Annotated in this window: 16 protein-coding genes; 6 read left to right on the top strand and 10 right to left on the bottom strand. The window is 71.1% G+C overall.

From position 1 onward, the window contains the following. Positions 1-283: 283 nt before the first annotated feature. On the bottom strand, positions 284-2,101 hold the full coding sequence (aspS, locus tag OG599_RS17515; RefSeq protein WP_327176907.1) for an aspartate--tRNA ligase: 1,818 nt from the start codon (positions 2,099-2,101) through the stop codon (positions 284-286). Between the two features lie 218 nt (positions 2,102-2,319). Between aspS and OG599_RS17510 the strand changes: the two genes are divergently transcribed. Beyond that, positions 2,320-4,455: an ATP-binding SpoIIE family protein phosphatase gene (locus OG599_RS17510; protein ID WP_327176905.1), complete on the top strand. Its 2,136-nt coding sequence runs from the start codon at positions 2,320-2,322 to the stop codon at positions 4,453-4,455. A gap of 89 nt (positions 4,456-4,544) precedes the next feature. Here the strand turns inward: OG599_RS17510 and OG599_RS17505 are convergent, their stop codons facing one another. The 5 genes from OG599_RS17505 to OG599_RS17485 form a co-directional block, all read right to left on the bottom strand. Beyond that, positions 4,545-5,027 (bottom strand): hypothetical protein, encoded by a 483-nt coding sequence (locus OG599_RS17505; protein ID WP_327176904.1) that lies wholly within the window; start codon positions 5,025-5,027, stop codon positions 4,545-4,547. Between the two features lie 113 nt (positions 5,028-5,140). Continuing rightward, positions 5,141-6,367, bottom strand: coding sequence for a phage baseplate protein (locus tag OG599_RS17500; protein ID WP_327176903.1), 1,227 nt, complete (start codon positions 6,365-6,367; stop codon positions 5,141-5,143). A gap of 220 nt (positions 6,368-6,587) precedes the next feature. Continuing rightward, a complete protein-coding gene (locus tag OG599_RS17495) occupies positions 6,588-7,667 on the bottom strand; it encodes an AI-2E family transporter (protein WP_327176902.1) in 1,080 nt (359 codons plus the stop codon). Between the two features lie 84 nt (positions 7,668-7,751). Next, a complete protein-coding gene (locus OG599_RS17490) occupies positions 7,752-8,708 on the bottom strand; it encodes a pirin family protein (protein ID WP_327176901.1) in 957 nt (318 codons plus the stop codon). A gap of 201 nt (positions 8,709-8,909) precedes the next feature. Beyond that, entirely contained in the window at positions 8,910-9,368 is a 459-nt protein-coding gene (locus OG599_RS17485) for an SseB family protein (RefSeq protein ID WP_327176900.1), read from the bottom strand. A 186-nt stretch (positions 9,369-9,554) separates the two neighbouring features. On the opposite strand from OG599_RS17485, the gene OG599_RS17480 reads away from it, so the two are divergent. The 3 genes from OG599_RS17480 (at position 9,555) to OG599_RS17470 (ending at position 13,156) form a co-directional block, all read left to right on the top strand. Further along, the gene (locus tag OG599_RS17480) at positions 9,555-11,381 is read left to right on the top strand and encodes an acyl-CoA dehydrogenase (protein WP_327176899.1); all 1,827 of its coding nucleotides are present in this window, start codon (positions 9,555-9,557) and stop codon (positions 11,379-11,381) included. Positions 11,382-11,521: 140 nt separating this feature from the next. Further along, on the top strand, positions 11,522-12,826 hold the full coding sequence (locus OG599_RS17475) for a M18 family aminopeptidase (protein WP_327176898.1): 1,305 nt from the start codon (positions 11,522-11,524) through the stop codon (positions 12,824-12,826). A gap of 102 nt (positions 12,827-12,928) precedes the next feature. Continuing rightward, positions 12,929-13,156, top strand: coding sequence for a DUF6458 family protein (locus OG599_RS17470; protein ID WP_327176897.1), 228 nt, complete (start codon positions 12,929-12,931; stop codon positions 13,154-13,156). Positions 13,157-13,257: 101 nt separating this feature from the next. Here the strand turns inward: OG599_RS17470 and OG599_RS17465 are convergent, their stop codons facing one another. Beyond that, on the bottom strand, positions 13,258-15,102 hold the full coding sequence (locus tag OG599_RS17465; protein WP_327176896.1) for an NHL domain-containing thioredoxin family protein: 1,845 nt from the start codon (positions 15,100-15,102) through the stop codon (positions 13,258-13,260). A 134-nt stretch (positions 15,103-15,236) separates the two neighbouring features. Here OG599_RS17465 and OG599_RS17460 point away from each other — a divergent pair, with 134 nt between their 5' ends. Next, positions 15,237-15,737 carry an LURP-one-related/scramblase family protein gene (locus tag OG599_RS17460; RefSeq protein WP_327176895.1) on the top strand — a complete coding sequence of 167 codons (501 nt, stop codon included), beginning with the start codon at positions 15,237-15,239 and terminating at the stop codon, positions 15,735-15,737. A gap of 306 nt (positions 15,738-16,043) precedes the next feature. On the opposite strand, the gene OG599_RS17455 is transcribed toward OG599_RS17460, so the two are convergent. Then, the gene (locus OG599_RS17455; protein WP_327176894.1) at positions 16,044-17,126 is read right to left on the bottom strand and encodes a hypothetical protein; all 1,083 of its coding nucleotides are present in this window, start codon (positions 17,124-17,126) and stop codon (positions 16,044-16,046) included. Positions 17,127-17,268: 142 nt separating this feature from the next. After that, the gene (locus OG599_RS17450) at positions 17,269-18,081 is read right to left on the bottom strand and encodes a carbon-nitrogen family hydrolase (RefSeq protein WP_327176893.1); all 813 of its coding nucleotides are present in this window, start codon (positions 18,079-18,081) and stop codon (positions 17,269-17,271) included. Between the two features lie 210 nt (positions 18,082-18,291). Here OG599_RS17450 and OG599_RS17445 point away from each other — a divergent pair, with 210 nt between their 5' ends. Then, positions 18,292-19,116: a maleylpyruvate isomerase family mycothiol-dependent enzyme gene (locus tag OG599_RS17445; protein WP_327176892.1), complete on the top strand. Its 825-nt coding sequence runs from the start codon at positions 18,292-18,294 to the stop codon at positions 19,114-19,116. Between the two features lie 19 nt (positions 19,117-19,135). Here the strand turns inward: OG599_RS17445 and OG599_RS17440 are convergent, their stop codons facing one another. Further along, positions 19,136-19,699: a TetR/AcrR family transcriptional regulator gene (locus tag OG599_RS17440; protein ID WP_327176891.1), complete on the bottom strand. Its 564-nt coding sequence runs from the start codon at positions 19,697-19,699 to the stop codon at positions 19,136-19,138. Positions 19,700-19,754: the final 55 nt, after the last annotated feature.

Here is a 19,754-nt window from a genome sequence, read left to right as displayed (position 1 = left end):
CCCGGCCCTCGCGAATCCGGGCGGGGGCCATCCGGCGGTACACCCGCCCACCCGTTACCACGGCGCCCGCTCCGTAGGGGGCGCAGGGCACCCCGGAACGACGGAACAGCCCCCGATCGGCCGATCGGGGGCTGTTCCACGTGAAACGTACGGACCGGCACACACGGACCGGTGCACCGACCGAACCGCCGGGGGCACGCGGACCGGCACGCGGACCGGCGCGCGTACGGGACGGAACGGCGGGGAGCGCGGCGCCGAAGGAGGCGGCGGCTCCCCTCGCCCGCTACTTCTCGGTCTTCTCCGCGGCGGCGGTCTCGGCCTTGGCGGCCTCGCCCTTCGCCACGGCGACCGGCTTGCGGAGCTGGATGTTCAGCTCGCGCAGACGGGCCTCGTCCAGCACCGTCGGGGCGCCCATCATCAGGTCCTGGGCGTTGCCGTTGAGCGGGAACGCGATCGTCTCGCGGATGTTCGGCTCGTCGGCCAGAAGCATCACGATGCGGTCGACGCCCGGGGCGATGCCACCGTGCGGCGGGGCGCCGAGGCGGAAGGCGCGGAGCATGCCCGCGAACTCCTGCTCGACGGTCTCGCGGTCGTAACCGGCGATCTCGAAGGCCTTGAGCATCAGCTCGGGCTCGTGGTTCCGGATCGCGCCGGAGGAGAGCTCGATGCCGTTGCAGACGATGTCGTACTGCCAGGCGAGGATGTCCAGCGGGTCCTTCGTCTCCAGGTCCTCCAGGCCGCCCTGGGGCATCGAGAAGGGGTTGTGCGAGAAGTCGATCTTGCCGGTCTCCTCGTCCTTCTCGTACATCGGGAAGTCGACGATCCAGCAGAACCGGAAGACGCCCTCCTCGAAGTTGCCGGAGCGCTTGGCGGCCTCGACGCGGACGGCCGACATGATCTTGGAGACCTCGTCGAACTCGCCGGCGCCGAAGAAGACGGCGTGGCCCGGGACGAGCGAGAGGCGCTCGGTGAGCGTCTTGACGTCCGTCTCGGTGAGGAACTTGGCGATCGGACCGGCCAGCGTGCCGTCCTCGCCGACGCGCACCCAGGCGAGGCCGCGGGCGCCGTGCTCGACGGCGTACTCACCGAGGCCGTCGAAGAACTTGCGGGACTGGCCGGCGGTGTCCGGGACGGGCAGCGCACGGACGTGCTTGCCGGCGAACGCCTTGAACCCGGAGTCGGCGAAGACGTCCGAGATGTCGACGAGCTCCAGCTTGGCGCGGAGGTCCGGCTTGTCGTTGCCGTACTTCAGCATCGACTCGCGGAACGGGATGCGCGGGAACGGCGAGGTGACCTCGCGGCCGTTGCCGAACTCGGTGAAGAGCTCGGTCATCAGCTTCTCGATCGGCTGGAAGACGTCTTCCTGCTCGACGAACGACATCTCGACGTCGAGCTGGTAGAACTCGCCCGGCGAGCGGTCGGCGCGGGCGTCCTCGTCGCGGAAGCAGGGCGCGATCTGGAAGTAGCGGTCGAAGCCGGAGATCATCAGCAGCTGCTTGAACTGCTGCGGGGCCTGCGGCAGCGCGTAGAACTTGCCGGGGTTGAGACGCGACGGCACGACGAAGTCACGGGCGCCCTCGGGGGAGGTCGCGGTGAGGATCGGGGTCGCCATCTCGTTGAAGCCGAGGGCCACCATCTTGGAGCGGATGGAGGCGATCACGGCCGAGCGCAGCATGATGTTGCGGTGCATGCGCTCGCGGCGCAGGTCGAGGAAGCGGTACTCCAGACGGCGCTCCTCGTTCACACCGTCCTCGGTGTTGATCGTGAAGGGCAGCGGGGCCGCCTCGCCGAGCACCTCGACCTCGGTGACCTCGATCTCGATCTCGCCGGTCGGGAGCTCCGGGTTCACGTTCTCGGCACCGCGCGCGGAGACCTTGCCGTCGATCCGGACGACGGTCTCCTTGGTCAGCTTCGAGAGCGCCTCGTTCCCCGGGGTGCCGGGGCGGGCGACGAGCTGGACCAGGCCGTAGTGGTCGCGGAGATCGATGAAGAGGATGCCGCCCAGGTCTCGGCGATTGTGCAGCCAGCCGCTCAGCCGGACGTCGGTGCCGACGTCAGAGGCGCGGAGCTCGCCGCAGGTGTGGGACCTGTACCGATGCATCGTCGTTCATCCAGTCTTCGCGGTTGGGGTCTGTGAGCCTCCCCAGGCTACCGCCCGGAGCCGGGCCACTTCATTGCCATAACCACTTCAAGATCGTTCAGGGGTGCGCGCACGGCCTCTCGACGGCCGCCGCACACCCGGCCTGCCCCGGACGACAGGCCCGTGGGACGCGGGGCCAACGGTGGCGTCCGGGGAACGCATCTTCCTAAAGTGGGGCAATGCGTACCGAGGACATCCTGGCGGCCATCGAGACGGGGCTCTGGCGCTGGGACACCGCGGACGGGACGGTCGAGATCGACGCGGAGGCCGCCCGTCTCCTCGGTCTGCCCGAGGCCGGTACGTACCGGGAGGCCGCCGTACGCGCCTGCTACCACCAGGCCGACTGGATCGAGGTCCGCTCGGTCGTCGCCCTCGCGGTCGCGGAGGACACCCTCGCGGAGTCCCGGCTCCGGATCGTCGACGAGCACGGCACGGTCGTCCGTACCGTACGGACCCGGTCCAGGCCCCATGTGCCCGAGGGCAGGACGGTCGAGCAAGTCGTGCTCCTGGGCACCCTCCAGGAGGTCGCGGAGCCCATCCCCGGCACCGCCGTGCAGACCCCCGTCACGGGCGACTGGCGGCGCTCCCGCGAGGCGTTCCTGCTGGACGCGGGGAGGGCGCTGGCCGAGGCCCGGTCCACGGAGGAGGTGCTCAGGGTCGCCGGGTCGCTCTCGATGCCGGGCTTCTCGCCGGACGGGCTCGCGGTCTTCGGCGTCGACGGCGACCGGCTGACCCTCGTGGGGCAACACGGACAGGACATCCGCGACGAGGAGCCCTTCGCCGACATGCCGCTCCAGACCGACTACCCGGCCGCCGAGGTCGTCCGTACCGGCCGGGCGATCTATCTGCCGAGCGCCGAGGAGTACGCCCGACGCTTCCCGATGTTCTGGCCGCTCGCCCGCACGTTCGGCCGTAACTCCTGGGCGTTCCTGCCGCTGATCGTCTCCGGCCGCACCATGGGCGCCTGGATGGCGGGATTCCACCAGCCGGTGGGGTTCTCCCCCGACGAGCGGGCGGTGCTCACCACCGTGGCCAGGATGCTCGCCCAGGCCCTCGCGCGCGCCGGGGCGGCCGAGACCGAGCGGGAGCTCTCGCTGGGGCTTCAGCGGGCCATGATGCCGTCCCTGGGCGAGAGCCCCCCGGGCATCACCGTGGCGGCCCGCTACATCCCCACCGGCGGCGGTCTCCAGGTCGGCGGCGACTGGTACGACATGATCCCGCTGCCCAACGGCCGGGTCGCGCTCATCATCGGCGACGTCCAGGGCCACGACGTGCGCGCGGCCGGGCTGATGGGCCAGCTCCGCATCGCCCTGCGCGCGTACGCCTCCGAGGGACACCGCCCGGACGCGGTCCTCGCCCGCGCCTCCCGCTTCCTGGCCGGGCTGACGGAGGGGTACGAGCACGAGGGCGACGACGACGAATCCAGCGCCCCCCGCTTCGCCACCTGCCTCTACGCCGAGGTGGACCCGGCCGACGGCTCCCTCGACATCGCCCGCGCCGGCCACCCCGACCCCGTGGTGATCAGCGCCGACGGCACCGCCGTCATCCGGCAGACGGCGGGCGGGATGCCCCTGGGCATCGAGACCGACGCCGACTACCCGACCACCCAGGTGGTGCTGGAGCCCGGCGAGACGATCATGCTCTGCACCGACGGGCTCATCGAGACCGGCGGCCACGACCTCATGACCGGCTGGGTCCGGCTCCGGCCGGTCCTGGAGACCCCCGGAGCCGACCCGGAAACCCTCGCCGAGGCGCTCCTGGAGACGGTCCACGGCCCCACTTCGCACTACACGACGGGCCCCCTCGCGGAGCGGCACGAGGACGACATCGCGCTGGTCCTGCTCCGCCGCGACACCCCCGCCACCCTCGCGAAGGCCCCGCCGCGCCGGGCCGCCGTCGCCATCGCGCAGGCCGAACCGGAACGGATCTCCGCCGCCCGGCAGCTGCTGCGCGAGCTGCTGCACGACTGGGCGAACGCGGACCAGGTCGATTCGGCCGTGCTGATGCTCTCCGAGATGGTCACCAACGTGCTGGTCCACACGGACGGCGACGCGCTGATGGTGGCGGAGGTGACCGGCGAGCACGGCGAACGGCGGCTGCGGGTCGAGGTCGCGGACAGCAGCGACGAACTCCCGCACAAGCGGCGCCCCGGCGAGATGGCGTCCAGCGGGCGCGGACTGGTCCTGATGGAGATGCTGGCGGACACCTGGGGGGTCGATCCGCGCGGCGAGGGCAAGTCGATCTGGTTCGAGCTGTACGAGTCGGCCGAGCCCGAAGAACTCACCGCACGGCCGATCCCGTTCGAGCAGATCTGACCACCCGAACGGGTCCCGCCGCCCCGGACCGGCACGGCCCCGGACCACCACGGCCCCGGACCACCACACAGCCCCGGGCCGGCACGGCCTCAGGCCAGCACGGCCGAGAAGCTGTCCAGGGCGATCCAGGTGATGCCATTGGCGGCATTGCCGCCGAACACCGTGACGTGGCCCGCGGTGCTGACCTCCACCCGGCAGGCGTTGACACCGGCCTTGTTGTTCCGCGGGCAGACCCCCCGGGTGGTCTTGGGCACCGCCAGGGAGGCGGGGACCGTACCGAGCACGGCATCCCCGGTGAAGGCGCAGTCGACGCCTCCGCGGAGCTGGAGGAAGTCCGTACCGGCGATCCTGATCACGCGGGCGGCCGGGGCGTCGGCGGAAGCGGTGACGCCGGCCGCCAGGACGAGGGCCGTCCAGTCGTGGACGACCTCCACACCCCCGGTGGTGGCGGCCGCCGAGGCGGGAGCGGCGAGCAGGGGCGCGCCGACCGCCGCCGCCGGGACGGTGACGGCCGCGGTCAGCAGGGCGCGGCGGCTCGGGGTTCTCTGCGGCATGACGGGCATGACGGGCATGACGGGTCCTCGGGGTGCGTGGGAGACGGGGAGGAGTGCGGGGGAGACGGGCGGGGGAGCCGCCGGGCGCGGCGGGCAGGGAGGGGGTGTACGTCGGCGCCAGGGGGCGTGCGTCAGCGCCAGGCCACCGAGAAGGCGTCCAGGTCGGTCCAGGTGACCGTGTTCTCGGCGGTCGGCCCGTACACCGTGACTCCGCCGCCGGACGAGATCTCCAGCCGGCACACGCAGCGCCCGCCCCGGCTGTTGCGGGTGACCTCTCCCCGAAGGGTGCGGCTGGGTGTCAGGGTCGGCGGGAGCGTGGCGATCCGGGTGTCCTTCGCGAGGGTCCCCCCGAAGACCCCGCGCAGCTGGAGGAAGGTGGTCCCGGCGATGTCCACCAGGCGCCCGCGCGGGGCCCGGACCCCGGTCCCCGCGGTGATCCCGGCGGCGGGGGTCAGCGCGGTCCAGTCGGCGAGTACCTTCACCCCCTGCACGGGGGCGTCCGTGGAGAGGAAGCAGACGGTGACCTCGCGCGGGGTGGTGTCGCTCCCGCTGAACCCGAAGAGCAGCCGCGCCTCGGCGCCGACCGGCTCGATGGCCAGCCCTTCGGGCTCCCGGCGCTCCAGCCCCGGGACGGCGGTGATGAGCAGGGGCCCGGCGACGACGGAGCCGTCCGTCCAGGAGAGGGCGGTGATGTGGGTGTCGTCCACGTCCGGGTTGCCGGTGTAGAGGTAGAGGTGGTCGCCGAGCGAGGCGAAGCCCTGGAAGGTGTCGGCCAGGCGCGGCACCTGCTCGGCGGAGGGGTGCGCCACCGTGCGCAGGGGGGTCCACAGGACGTCACCGGTCGACGGGTCGATCGGGTACTGGGTGAACAGGTAGCCCTGCGCGGTCAGGTAACGGACCGTGAGGCGCTGGAGCACCGGATCGACGTTGGGGGCGACGAACTTGGCGTCCGGCACCGGGCTGAACGGCTCCGACAGCACGGAGGACGTCATCGTGACCGTCTGCCCCGGGAGGTACGGGAAGCGGGCGATCCGGGTACCGAACTGCTCGAACAGCGGCCCGACTTCGGTCCACAGGTAGGTCGTGCCGCCGATGTGCTGCGCGCCGCTCTGGTAGCCGTGGCCGAAGCCGTCGAGGTGCATGTGGTCGAGGGCCTGCCCGGTGGCGCGGTCCATGCGGTAGACGCAGAGGTTGCCGTACTCCAGCGCGTCGCGGATCTGCACGACGAAGAGGTCGTGCGTCACCGGGTCGACGGCGATCGACTGCGGTGCCCGGGTGTGCTTGTCGTGGTTCAGCGGCGTCCCGCTGAGGACGCGGCCCCAGGGGCCTGCCAGGTCGATGAGATCCGTAACCGCCACGGACAGGTGCCCCTCCCCGCGGTCCGCGGTGGACCGCGCGCGGAGATCGTACGTTCTCCGGCCCACCGGACCCGGACGGCCCGCCGGACACGCCGACGGGCCTTTCCGATCACCGGCCGGCCTTCCCGATCACCGACCGGCCTTCCCGATCACTGACGCGCCTTCGCGATCGCCGACCGGACTCCGCGTCCACCGACGCGCCTTCGCGTTCGCCCGCGGGTCAGGCCGGGCCGTTCTCCGTCGGCGGCTGCGCCGAGGGTGCGGTGTTCCTCAGCCGCAGCTCCTCGATCACCCCGAAGGCCGCCGCGCAGAGCGGTACGGCGAGCAGCATGCCGAGGATCCCTGCGACGCTCGCTCCGGCGGTCAGCACGATCAGGATGACGGCCGGATGCATCCGCACGGTACGGCTCTGGATCATCGGCTGGAGCACGTGGCCCTCCAGCACCTGGACGGCGAGCACCACGCCGAGCGCCCAGAGCGCGATGACGAATCCCCGGTCGGCGAGGGCGACCAGGACGGCGACGGCGCCGGAGAGGAAGGCGCCCAGGTACGGGATGTAGGCGCCGACGAAGACCAGCGCGCCCAGCCCCACCGCGCCGGGCACCCGCAGGATCAGCAGGCCGACGGTGATGCAGATCGCGTCGATCAGCGCGATGAAGGTGGTGCCGCGCATGAACCCCTCGACCGCCTCGAAGGCCCGGCGCCCCATCGCTTCGACCAGGTCGCCGGAGCCGTGCGGGGCGAGGGCGTGGGCGAGCCGTACGGCCCGGTCGGAGTCGCGCAGGAAGAAGAAGGTGAGCAGCAGGGCGAGGACGGCGGTCGCGATCAGCGTGCCGATCAGGCTCAGCCCGGTGATGACGCCGCCGGCCGCGGTGGCGCCGAACTTCTCGACGAGGTTCTTGGCGTTGCCCGCGAGGTTGTCCACGGACGCCTGGCCGGCCAGGTCGAAGTGGTCGATCACCCACTGTCCGGCGTCCTTGAGCGAGTCCACGATCTGGCCGCCGGTGTCGATGAGCGCGGTGACGACGATGTACCCGGCCCCGCCGACGACCGCGACCAGCGCGGCGCAGGTCAGCCCGGCGGAGAGCGAGCGCTGCACGTGGTGGGCGGTCAGCCAGCGGTGGACCGGGCCGAGCAGCGCCGTACCGAGCAGCGCGAGCAGCACGGGGGTGACGGCGGTCTTGAGGTAGACGGACAGCCAGACGACGACCGCCGCGACCGCGGTGACGAGGAGCAGGACGCCGCACCAGGCGGCCGTCCGCCGTGCGGCGTCGGGCAGGAGGGGCTTCTGGTTCGGCATCCCCCCAGCCGACCACGGGGCGGGCACGGTGGCCCGCCCCGTGGGGCGTGCGGGTGACGGGCCGTCACCCGCACACGGGACGGATCACATGCCGTGGACCGCCGGGACGGTGCCGAGGCGGCCGGCCTGGAAGTCCTCGAAGGCCTTCTTCAGTTCGGCCTGGCTGTTCATCACGAACGGCCCGTAGTGCGCCATCGGCTCGCGGATCGGGCGTCCGCCGAGGAACACGACCTCCAGGTCGGGGGTGTGCCCGTCCTGCTGCTCGTCCGCGCGGACGGTCAGCGAGGAGCCGGCGCCGAAGACGGCGGTCTGCCCCATGTGGACGGGGCGGCGCTCGGTGCCCGCGGTGCCGCGGCCGGCGAGGACGTACGCGAGGCCGTTGAAGTCCTCGCGCCACGGCAGGGTCACCTCGGCGCCCGGCCGGACGGTCGCGTGGATCATGGTGATCGGGGTGTGGGTGATGCCGGGGCCCTCGTGGCCGTCGATCTCACCGGCGATGACGCGGAGCAGCGCGCCGCCGTCCGGGGAGGCGAGGAGCTGGACCTGGCCGCCGCGGATGTCCTGGTAGCGGGGGTCCATCATCTTGTGGCTCTTGGGCAGGTTCACCCAGAGCTGGAGGCCGTGGAAGAGCCCGCCGGACATGACCAGCGACTCCGGCGGGGCCTCGATGTGCAGCAGGCCGGAGCCCGCCGTCATCCACTGGGTGTCACCGTTCTCGATGGTGCCGCCGCCACCGTTGGAGTCCTGGTGGATGAAGCTGCCGTCGATCAGGTAGGTCACCGTCTCGAAGCCGCGGTGCGGGTGCCAGGGGGTCCCCTTCGGCTCGCCGGCCGCGTACTCCACCTCACCCATCTGGTCCATCATGATGAACGGGTCGAGGTACTTGTAGTTGATCCCGGCGAACGCGCGGCGCACCGGGAAGCCCTCGCCCTCGAAGCCGGTCGGCGCGGTGGTGACCGCGAGGACAGGACGGGCGACGGCGTCGCCCGAGGCGGCCACCTTGGGCAGGGTCAGCGGGTTTTCTACGGTCACTGCGGGCATGGGAGCCACCTCCGGGCGGGATCTGCTTCCAATTTAGTTGAACAGTGAACATCTTGCAAGGCGTCGTTCATTCCCGGGGGTCCCGCGGGGCGTGAACGAGACGCACACCCGGCGCACGGAGAAGGCCCGCACGGAGAAGGCCGCACGGAGAAGGCCCGCACCACGCGGGTGCGGGCCTCGGCGGACCGGGGGAGGGCGGCGTCAGCCGTACATGCGCCGCATGGCGAAGTCGACCATCTGCTCGACGGCCTTCGCGTCGAAGACCATCCGGTGGTCGCCCTCCATGTCCAGGACGAAGCCGTATCCGGTCGGGAGCAGGTCGATCACCTCGGCGCCGGTGATCACGAAGTACTTCGACTCCTTGCCCGCGTACCGCCGCAGCTCCTTGAGCGTGGTGAACATCGGGATCACCGGCTGCTGGGTGTTGTGCAGCGCGAGGAAGCCCGGGCCGTCGCCGCGCGGGCAGTAGACCTTCGAGGTCGCGAAGATCTGCTGGAAGTCCTCCGCCGCGAGGGTGCCGGTGGTGAAGGCCCGTACCGCGTCCGCCAGGGAAGGCGGCGAAGGCTCGGGGTACAGCGGCTGCTCGGCGTAGCCGCCGCCCATCTGCCCCATCTGACCCATCTGCTGCTGTGCACCCGGGTTCTGGTCGTAGCCGTACATACCCCAAAGAGTAATCGGACACATCTCCGGCTCCAGGGGTTGCGCCTTATTACTCACGGGTAGCATCATCGGAGAGGTCGACTGATACGCGTCATGCAGCCGGCCGGCCTTCCGCACAGCCCGTCGCCCGACCGCATCACTCCCCGGGGCGCTGCGCGTCACTGCTATTGATTACGGAGCCTTCCCATGGGGCACTACAAGTCGAATCTCCGCGACATCGAGTTCAACCTCTTCGAGGTGCTCGGGCGCGACAAGCTGTACGGCACCGGCCCGTTCGCGGAGATGGACGTCGAGACCGCGAAGAGCATCCTCGACGAGGTCACCCGCCTCGCCGAGAACGAGCTCGCCGACTCCTACACCGACGCCGACCGCAACCCGCCGGTCTTCGACCCCGCGACCAGCACCGCCCCGGTCCCGGAGACCTTCAAGCGGTCGTACCAGGCGTTCATGGACTCCGAGTACTGGCGCCTCGGCCTCCCCGAGGAGATCGGCGGCACCACCTCCCCGCGCTCCCTGATCTGGGCCTACGCGGAGCTGCTGCTCGGCGCCAACCCGGCCATCTGGATGTACTCCTCGGGCCCCGCGTTCGCCGGCATCCTCTTCGCCGAGGGCAACGACGCGCAGAAGAAGGTCGCCGAGATCGCCGTCGAGAAGCAGTGGGGCTCGACGATGGTGCTGACCGAGCCGGACGCCGGTTCGGACGTCGGCGCCGGGCGCACCAAGGCCGTGCAGCAGGAGGACGGCTCCTGGCACATCGAGGGCGTGAAGCGCTTCATCACGTCCGGTGAGCACGACATGTCGGAGAACATCCTCCACTACGTGCTGGCCCGCCCCGAGGGCGCCGGACCGGGCACCAAGGGCCTGTCGCTCTTCCTCGTCCCGAAGTACCACTTCGACTGGGAGACCGGCGAGCTGGGCGAGCGCAACGGCGTCTACGCCACCAACGTCGAGCACAAGATGGGCCTCAAGGCCTCCAACACCTGCGAGATGACCTTCGGCGACCAGCACCCCGCCAAGGGCTGGCTGATCGGCGACAAGCACGACGGCATCCGCCAGATGTTCATGATCATCGAGTTCGCGCGGATGATGGTCGGCACGAAGGCCATCGCCACCCTCTCCACCGGCTACCTCAACGCGCTGGAGTACGCCAAGGAGCGCGTCCAGGGCTCGGACCTGTCGCAGTTCATGGACAAGACCGCCCCCAAGGTCACCATCACGCACCACCCCGACGTGCGCCGCTCCCTGATGACGCAGAAGGCCTACGCCGAGGGCATGCGCTCCCTCGTGCTCTACACCGCCTCCGTCCAGGACGCGATCCAGGTCAAGGAGTCCGCGGGCGAGGACGCCAAGGCACTGCACGGCCTCAACGACCTGCTGCTGCCGATCGTGAAGGGCTACGGCTCCGAGCGCTCCTACGAGCAGCTGGCGCAGTCGCTCCAGACCTTCGGCGGCTCCGGGTACCTCCAGGAGTACCCGATCGAGCAGTACATCCGCGACGCCAAGATCGACACCCTGTACGAGGGCACCACGGCCATCCAGGGCCAGGACTTCTTCTTCCGGAAGATCGTCCGCGACCAGGGCGCCTCGCTCAACACGCTCTCCGAGGAGATCAAGAAGTTCCTCGCCGGCGCCCAGGGCAACGAGGAGCTGGCCCCCGCGCTGGACTCCCTCGCCAAGGCCGCCGTGGACCTGGAGGCGATCGTCGGCACGATGATCACCGACCTCACCGCGACCGGCGAGGACGTGAAGAGCATCTACAAGGTGGGCCTCAACACCACCCGCCTGCTGCTCTCCTCCGGTGACGTCGTCGTCGGCTACCTCCTCCTCAAGGGCGCCGCGGTCGCCGCGGAGAAGCTGCCGACCGCCTCCGCCAAGGACGTCGCCTTCTACCAGGGCAAGATCGCGGCCGCGAAGTTCTTCGCCGCCAACGTGCTGCCCGGCGTCTCGACGGAGCGCGCGCTCGCCGAGTCCGTCGACAACTCCCTGATGGAGCTGGACGAGGCCGCGTTCTGAGGTCTTCCGTACCCCGTCACGGACGACGGCCCGCCCCCACCACGGCGCATACCGGGGGGCGGGCCGTCGCCGTGTCCGCGCCACATGCCTCGCCACCCGGTCGTGAATGCTTCACAACACGCGTCGATACAGTGAAGAACATGAGTTCCTCCCACGCTTTCGACAGGTCCCACACCGATGACCTGATGTCCTTCCTCGCCGCAAGCCCCTCGCCGTACCACGCAGTGGCCAACACCGCCGCCCGTCTGGAGAAGGCAGGGTTCCGGCAGGTCGAGGAGACCGCCGCCTGGGACGCGACGAGCGGTGGGAAGTACGTCCTGCGCGGCGGCGCCATCATCGCCTGGTACGTCCCCGAAGGCGCGTCCCCCCACACCCCGTTCCGCATCGTCGGCGCCCACACCGACTCACCCAACCTGCGGGTCAAGCCGCTCCCCGACTCCGGCGCGCACGGCTGGCGCCAGGTCGCCGTCGAGATCTACGGCGGGACCCTGCTCAACACCTGGCTCGACCGGGACCTCGGCATCGCCGGCCGGCTCTCGCTGCGCGACGGCACCGACGTGCTCGCCTCGGTCGACCGCCCGCTGCTGCGCGTCCCGCAGCTCGCCGTCCACCTCGACCGCACGGCCAACGACGCCCTCAAGCTCGACCGCCAGAAGCACATGCAGCCGATCTGGGGCCTCGGCAAGGTGGAGGAGGGCGACCTCATCCGGTTCGTCGCCGAGGAGGCGGGCGTCGACCCGGAGGACGTGACCGGCTGGGACCTGATGGCGCACGCCGTCGAGAAGCCCTCCTACCTGGGCCGCGACGAGGAGCTCGTGGCAGGCCCCCGGATGGACAACCTGATCTCCGTGCACGCCGGCGCCGCGGCCCTGGCCGCCGTCGCCCAGCGCCACGCCTCCGACGGCACCGAGCTCCCGTACATCCCGGTGCTCGCCGCCTTCGACCACGAGGAGAACGGCTCCCAGTCCGACACCGGCGCCGACGGCCCGCTGCTCGGCACCGTCATGGAGCGCTCGGTGTACGCCCGGGGCGGCGGCTACGAGGACCGGGCCCGCGCCTTCGCCGGAACCATCTGCGTCTCCTCCGACACCGGCCACGCGATCCACCCCAACTACGCGGAGCGCCACGACCCGACGCACCACCCGGTCGTCAACGGCGGCCCGATCCTGAAGGTCAACGTCAACATGCGGTACGCGACCGACGGCAACGGCCGCGCCCTGTTCGCCGGCGCGTGCGAGCGGGCGGGCGTGCCGATGCAGACGTTCGTCTCCAACAACTCGGTGTCCTGCGGCACCACGATCGGCCCGATCACCGCCGCCCGCCACGGAATCCAGACCGTCGACATCGGTGTGGCGATCCTCTCGATGCACAGCGCCCGCGAACTCTGCGGCGCCGACGACCCGTTCCTGCTGGCCAACGCCCTGACCGAGTTCCTGGCGGGCTGACACCGGGTCACCGGCCGCCTCTGCGGACATGGTTGACGCCGGGCCGGGTACGCGATCCGTACACCGGCCCGGAGTCACCGGGCCGTCGAGGAGGCGGAAATCATGGGACTCGGAGGATGCATTCTCCTGATCGGTGCCGGGGCGGTACTGGCGTTCGCCACCGACTGGCAGATCGACACGGTCAACGTCGACCTGGTCGGCTGGATCATGATGCTCGTCGGCCTCGTCGGGGTCTTCGCCTACATGAGCATCGCGCGGCGCCGCCGCATGATCGTGCCGCCCACCACCACGGTCGTCCCCAGCGCGGAGGACGAGAAGCGCTACCTGTGACGGCGGCGGTGGGCACGACGGCGGAAGAGACAGCGGGCGCGGGAGACGGAAACCGTCCCCGCGCCCGCTTCAGGCCCCGCCGACCGGGCCGTACGCACTGATCAGGCGTCGTCCATGCCCGCGAGCACCAGCGGCAGCCGGGCCACGCCGCCCGCCGTCACCACGACCGGTACGCCCCAGTCCTGCTGGTGGACGTGGCAGGCCGGGTACTCGTTCGCCGGGTCGTCGTCGCAGGACGCGGCCATCGCCGAGACGTGCAGGATGCCCTCGGTGACCCCGTCCGCGAGCACCAGGTCGCGGAAGAGGTCCGTGCCCGCGCCCGAACCCTCGGCCAGCAGCTCCGGCGGGGTCGAGGAGACCAGCAGCCGGGTGGAGGGGCCGTAGCGCAGGTCGAGCTTCTGACCGGCCGGCGCCTGGAAGATCACGTCCAGCCGGAGGTTCCCGGCGGCGACCTCGGTGGCCGCGCGCTGGGTACGGTGCGCACCGCCGTCGACCCGCAGGGCCTCCTCGGGCAGCCGCAGCCGGGTCAGCCGGTGCCGCGCCGACTCCACGACCACCAGGTCGCCGTCGACCAGCACCGCGTCGCTCGGCTCCCGCAGATCGGTCGCGAGCGTCGTCACCTCACCGCTCGCCGGGTCGAAGCGCCGCAGCGCGTTGTTGTACGTGTCCGAGACCGCCACCGACCCGTCCGGCAGCGCGGTGACGCCCAGCGGGTGCTGGAACAGCGCCTGGTCCGCCGCCCCGTCGCGGTGCCCGAAGTCGAAGAGACCGGTGCCCACGGCCGTGGTCACCACGCCCGCGCGGTCCACGAAGCGCAGCGCCGAGTTCTCGGAGTCGGCGATCCACAGCCGCTCCCCGTCGGCGGAGGCCGCGAGCCCGGACGGCTGCGCGAACCACGCCTCGGCCACCGGGCCGTCGACGAGACCCTCGTTGGTGGTGCCCGCCGCGACCTCGACGGTCCCGGCCCCGGGGTCGTACGTCCACAGCTGGTGCACACCCGCCATGGCGATCCAGAGGCGGTCGCCGAACCAGGCGACGTCCCACGGCGAGGAGAGGTCCACCTCGCGCGCCGGACCGGAGGTCGAGGAGCCCTGCCACCACTGGTTGCCGGTGCCGGCCAGCGTCACCGTGCGGCCGGTGGTGAGGTCCAGGGCGCGCAGCGCGTGGTTGACGGTGTCGGCGACGGCGATCCGGCCGTCCGGCAGTACCGCGAGGCCCTGCGGCTCGCTGAACCGCACCTCGTCCCGGGCGCCGTCGGTGAAGCCGCGCTCCCCGGTGCCGTAGTGGCCGCGTACGGTCTCGCCGTCCGCCTCCAGCTCGACCAGCCGGTGCCGGGTGGTGTCCGAGACCAGGAAGCCGCCGTCCGGCAGGCGCAGCACCTTGCCGGGGAACCGCAGGTGCGTGGCGACCGGCTCGGGCGCCACGTACGGGCCGTCCCCGCGCCGCAGGGTACCCTTCGCCGCGTGCTCGGCCTCCAGCTCGTCCACCAGCTTCGCGAGGGCGTGGGCGTGGCCCTCACCGGCGTGCTGGGCGACGACGTACCCCTCGGGGTCGATGACCACGAGCGTCGGCCAGGCGCGGACCGCGTACTGCTTCCACGTCGCGAGCTCCGGGTCGTCGAGCACCGGGTGGTGCACCTCGTACCGCTCCACGGCGTCCACGACGGCCTGGTGCTCCGCCTCGTGCACGAACTTCGGCGAGTGCACCCCGATGATCACCACGGTGTCGCGGTGCTTCTCCTCCAGCTCGCGCAGCTCGTCGAGGACGTGCAGGCAGTTCACGCAGCAGAAGGTCCAGAAGTCGAGGACGACAATGCGTCCTCGCAGGTCGGCGAGGGTGTACTGCTGGCCGCCCGTGTTGAGCCAGCCGCCCTTGCCGATGAGCTCGGGGGCGCGGACACGGGCACGGTGGGGCGCGGGGGTGGGCGCCGGGACGGCATCGTTCATGCCTCAAGGGTGCCACTCGCGGCGGCGGGGCCGATCACGGGTGCGGGGGTGCTGTGCGGGGTGCTCTGCCGGACGCCTCCGGCACCTCGCGCGCCCCCATGCATTCCGTGTCCGCCTCCGGGAACCTGTGCTCCATGAGACTTCTCGTACGCGAGCGACTGTTCGCCATCGGCGACGACTACTGGATCGAGGACACCGAGGGCCGCAAGGTGTTCCTCGTCGACGGCAAGGCCATGCGGGTACGCGACACCTTCGAGCTGAAGGACGCGAACGGCCGGGTCCTCGTGGAGCTGCGGCAGAAGCTGATCAGCATCCGCGACACCATGATCATCGAGCGCGACGGCGAAGAGCTGGCCCGGGTCAAGAAGAAGCACCTGTCGCTGCTCCGCAACCACTACCGCGTCACCATGGCGGACGGAACCGAACTCGACGTCAGCGGCAAGATCCTCGACCGCGAGTTCGCCGTCGACTACGACGGTGAGCTGCTGGCCCAGATCTCCCGACGGTGGCTGAGCATCCGCGACACGTACGGCATCGACATCGTCCGCGAGGACGCCGACGCCTCGCTGCTGATCGCGGTCGCGATGTGCGTGATCGTCCTCGCGGAGAAGGAGCACGACAAGGGGGACGACTGAGGGACGGTGGGGCGGGGCGGGCGGACGCGGCGCACCGACGACCGATCGGGCCGGGACCGCTCCCGAAGGCGGTCCCGGCCCGATCGGCGACACCGGATGATCAGGCGTGCGCCACTGTTCCCAAGGGACCGGCGGTGGCTAAGAGAGCTCCCGCGACGATGGTTGCCAGCAGGCTCGCTAAAGGACGAATGGGCACCGCAAGACCCCCGAATACAGACACACATGAGTTCGAAATTCGAAATCGTGTCAGCGTAAAGATGGGGCGGTCAACGAAGTATCGATCAGGGTTCAGCGCGACGAGCGGCGTCATCGGACATCGTCGGCGGAGACCAGAGCCCGGCCGAAGTCGGCACGCGCACGGTCGAGAACCGAGGGTGCAGGTCCGGCGGGGCGGAGCCACTCGGCCAGATCCGGGGACTCGACGAGCACCCGCTCAGGAGTGACATGCGTCACGGTCCACCGCGAAAGGTCCGCGACCTTCGCCAAGTGCTCGTCGGTGAGCAACTGCATGCGGTGGACGTCGGGGACGAACCGGTTCCACAAGTCCGCTTTGGTGCGGAGTGCGGCGGCGGGGACCTCCGGTCGCAGCGGCGGCAGAGCTCGGCCACGCGCGTCCCAGAGGTATGTGGGGTACCGCGTCGGTGCCACGAACGCGTAGTGCGCGTGCTCCGCTTCGGCGAGGATCGCCGCACGGGCCCGGTCGGCCCGCGCCTCCAGGGAGGCGGACGCGTCATGGAACTGGTACGTCGCCCGGCCGCTCCTGCCGAGGCGGGCGAAGGCGGCCCGCGAGGCCTGCGCGTCCGCGTACAACAGCGAGCCGGACGACGCCACGAGCAGCGCCGAGGCCAGGTGCGCCACCACGTCACCGGTGGTGTCCAGCTGACTCATCCCGCCACTGGAGACGTAGGCGTCACCTCCCGCCCCTGCCGCCCAACGCACGGTCCGCTCGGCCCAGCCCGCCGCCCCCGCATCGCCCGGAGCAGCCAGCGCGACGTATGCCGTCACCATCGGATCAGCCAGTTGCCCAACCCACTCCGGCAGCCGGACGGTCTCCGTGGCCCGCAGCGCGCCCGACAACCCGGCCGCCCGCAGCTCACCGGCGAAGGCGTCGAGCCACCTGAGCAGCGCCTCATCACTCCACGGTGACCCGATCTTCACGGAGACACCCGCGAAACTCGCCGTCAGGAATGATCCCCAGGCGGAATCCGGCGCGGCCTTGTCGGCCGCTTCGTTGGCCGCCACGAGCCCCCGGTGCGCCACTTCGGCGATCACCGCGACGGCGACCTGGCCGTCCGGGGCGAACTCCACCCTGGCCTCGTCGAAGCCATTGGCTTCCAACTCCCGCAGAATGCTGTGGAATTCGACGCGTACATCCTCACGGTGCCCCATGCCGTCAGCGTACCGATGGGCTACTGCGCCGTCTCCCTGGCCACGTGGACCATCCCCTCAGATGCGGGCTCATTCCTCCCGGCCTGGCCCTTTACCCGTCCCCACCGCCGAATCGGCCGACTTCACCGCGTTGGTCGCCTCCTCACCCCACACCCCCCGGCCGCTCCACCCCCAGCCGACGGTCCTTCAGGGCCGGGAACTGGGCTCGGGTCTTCTCCACCTTCGCCGGGTCGAACTCCACCCGCAGGATCTCCTCGTCCGGCCCCGCCTCGGCGAGGACCTCGCCCCACGGGTCGACCGCGATGGTGTGGCCCGCCTGGGGGACGTCGGCGTGGGTGCCGGCGGTGCCGACGGCGAGGACGTACGCCTGGTTCTCGACGGCGCGGGCCCGGGCGAGGAGGGTCCAGTGGGCGCGGCGGCGTTCGGGCCAGCCGGCGGGGACGACGAGGGTCTGGGCGCCGGCGTCGACGAGGCCGCGGAAGAGTTCGGGGAAGCGGAGGTCGTAGCAGGTGGCGAGGCCCAGGGTGGTGTCCGGGAGGGGGACGGTGACGAGGTGTTCGCCGGCGCCCATCAGGGTCGCTTCGCCCTGGTCGAAGCCGAAGCGGTGGATCTTGCGGTAGGTGGCGACGCGTTCGCCCCGGGGGTCGAGGACGAGGGAGGTGTTGTAGAGGGTGCCGTCCTCGGCGCGTTCGACGAAGGATCCGGCGTGCAGCCAGACGCCCGCTTCGGCCGCCGCGCGGGACATCACCTCGTGGGTGGGGCCTTCGAGGGGTTCGGCCTCGTCGGCGAACCGGGTGAAGGCGAAGGCGCCGACCGGCCAGAGTTCGGGGAGCACCACCAGGTCGGCCGGATTCGGACCTGACGCCTCGCCGACAACGAGCGAAGCCGCCCTCGCCCTGCGGTGATTGACGGGTTCGTCCGGGTTTACCGCGATCTGGATCAGAGAGGCGCGCACACTACCACCGTCCTGGCATTCGAGCCGTCAACACCGGCCTACGATCGTCACACGAAAGCACTGCCGGGGTGCCTGCTCGCAGCGTAACTTGGAACTTTCCGAAGGAACGAACCTCCCACGCAGCTCGCAGACAGCGCCGTCAGTGCCAGCCCACCCGCCCGCACTCCCTGCTCTCCAGCCCACGCACCGAAGAACCGCACGAGGGGTCCCGTGACCGTCCATCCCAGCCTCCAGACCTACGCCGACGCCTGGACCCACTCCATCGAGGCGATAACGGAGCTGGTGCTGCCGCTCGCCGAGGGGGACTGGAACCGCCGTACGCCGTGCCCCGCCTGGTCGGTGCGCGACATCGTGTCGCACATCATCGGCGTGGAGTGCGAGCAGCTCGGCGACCCGCGGCCCATCCACACGCTGCCGCGCGACCTCTACCACGTGCAGAGCGACCACGCCCGGTACATGGAGATGCAGGTCGACGTACGGCGCCACCACACCTCGCCCGAGATGACCTCGGAGCTGGAGTACACGATCATCCGCCGCTCCCGGCAGCTGCGGAACGAGTCGCGCGCCCCCGAGACGATGGTCCGGGCGCCCCTGGGTGCCGAGCAGACCCTCGAAGTGGCCCTGCACATGCGGGCCTTCGACGTGTGGGTGCACGAGCAGGACCTGCGTGCGGCGCTCGGGCAGCCCGGCAACCTCGACTCCCCGGGCGCCCACATCGTCCGCGACGCCCTGCTGGAGGCGCTGCCGAAGGTCGTCGCCAAGGACGCGGGCGCCCCGGCGAACTCGGCCGTGGTGCTCGACGTGCAGGGGCCGCTGGAGTTCCTCCGTACGGTCCGGGTGGACGCGGAGGGGCGCGGTTCGATCGACGGTTCGCCGTCGCTGGGTCCCGCCGTGACGCTGGCGATGGACTGGGAGACCTACTACCGGCTGGCCTGCGGGCGGGTGCGCCCCTCGGCCGTCGCGGACCGGATCAAGGTCGAGGGCGACGAGGACCTGGCGGCGGCGATCCTGCACCGGTTCGCCGTGACCCCGTAACCGCTCATGAGGAGCGGCGTCAGCGGACCAGCGGCAGGAAGACCGTGTCGACGATCTCTTCGAGCACGTCGTCCGGCACGGGGGCGAAGGTCGTGAGGAGTTCGTGGCGCAGCAGGTCGAAGGGGAGTGACCTGACGCGGTCGGTGAGGCGTTCCCGCCGGGCCTCGCCGCGCCGGACGGCGCGGTCGTAGAGCACGTCGACGGCTTCCTTGCGCCCGCTGACGAGGGGGCCGTGCGGGGCGTCGGGGCCGGTGGCCCGGTGGTAGTCGGCGAGCTGCACGCTCATGACGGTGACGAGTTCGACGCGGGTGGCGTTGATCTCGCGCATGAGGGTGAGCACGTCCCCGCGCAGGCTCCCCGTGTCGGGAATGTCGAGGAGGGCCCCCTTCATGACGTGCTGGAGGGTGGCCCTGACGAGGGCGTCGCGGTCGGACCAGCGGCGGTAGAGGACGGGCGGGCTGGTGCCCGCGCGCTGGACGACGGCGTCCATGGTGAACCGGGCGTAGCCGTTGGTGGTGAGTTCTTCCCACGCGGCGTCGAGGAGTGCCTTCTCCAGCGCCGGTCCGCGTCGCCGCTCGGCCATCACGTCTCCTTGAAGGTCACCATCAGAGCCAGTTAGATAGATTTGCCTATCTTAT

Origin of the sequence: Streptomyces sp. NBC_01335, assembly GCF_035953295.1 — a bacterium.
Taxonomy (GTDB): Bacteria; Actinomycetota; Actinomycetes; order Streptomycetales; family Streptomycetaceae; genus Streptomyces.
This window is presented reverse-complemented; position numbering and strand designations above follow the sequence as displayed.

Excerpts from the sequence above, each read along its gene's own strand:
- OG599_RS17485 (WP_327176900.1), bottom strand. The coding sequence starts at position 9,368 with ATGTACGGCTACGACCAGAACCCGGGTGCACAGCAGCAGATGGGTCAG.
- OG599_RS17510 (WP_327176905.1), top strand. The coding sequence starts at position 2,320 with ATGCGTACCGAGGACATCCTGGCGGCCATCGAGACGGGGCTCTGGCGC.
- OG599_RS17455 (WP_327176894.1), bottom strand. The coding sequence starts at position 17,126 with ATGGGGCACCGTGAGGATGTACGCGTCGAATTCCACAGCATTCTGCGG.
- OG599_RS17470 (WP_327176897.1), top strand. The coding sequence starts at position 12,929 with ATGGGACTCGGAGGATGCATTCTCCTGATCGGTGCCGGGGCGGTACTG.
- aspS (WP_327176907.1), bottom strand. The coding sequence starts at position 2,101 with ATGCATCGGTACAGGTCCCACACCTGCGGCGAGCTCCGCGCCTCTGAC.
- OG599_RS17505 (WP_327176904.1), bottom strand. The coding sequence starts at position 5,027 with ATGCCCGTCATGCCCGTCATGCCGCAGAGAACCCCGAGCCGCCGCGCC.
- OG599_RS17465 (WP_327176896.1), bottom strand. The coding sequence starts at position 15,102 with ATGAACGATGCCGTCCCGGCGCCCACCCCCGCGCCCCACCGTGCCCGT.
- OG599_RS17495 (WP_327176902.1), bottom strand. The coding sequence starts at position 7,667 with ATGCCGAACCAGAAGCCCCTCCTGCCCGACGCCGCACGGCGGACGGCC.
- OG599_RS17440 (WP_327176891.1), bottom strand. The coding sequence starts at position 19,699 with ATGGCCGAGCGGCGACGCGGACCGGCGCTGGAGAAGGCACTCCTCGAC.
- OG599_RS17475 (WP_327176898.1), top strand. The coding sequence starts at position 11,522 with ATGAGTTCCTCCCACGCTTTCGACAGGTCCCACACCGATGACCTGATG.
- OG599_RS17460 (WP_327176895.1), top strand. The coding sequence starts at position 15,237 with ATGAGACTTCTCGTACGCGAGCGACTGTTCGCCATCGGCGACGACTAC.
- OG599_RS17490 (WP_327176901.1), bottom strand. The coding sequence starts at position 8,708 with ATGCCCGCAGTGACCGTAGAAAACCCGCTGACCCTGCCCAAGGTGGCC.
- OG599_RS17480 (WP_327176899.1), top strand. The coding sequence starts at position 9,555 with ATGGGGCACTACAAGTCGAATCTCCGCGACATCGAGTTCAACCTCTTC.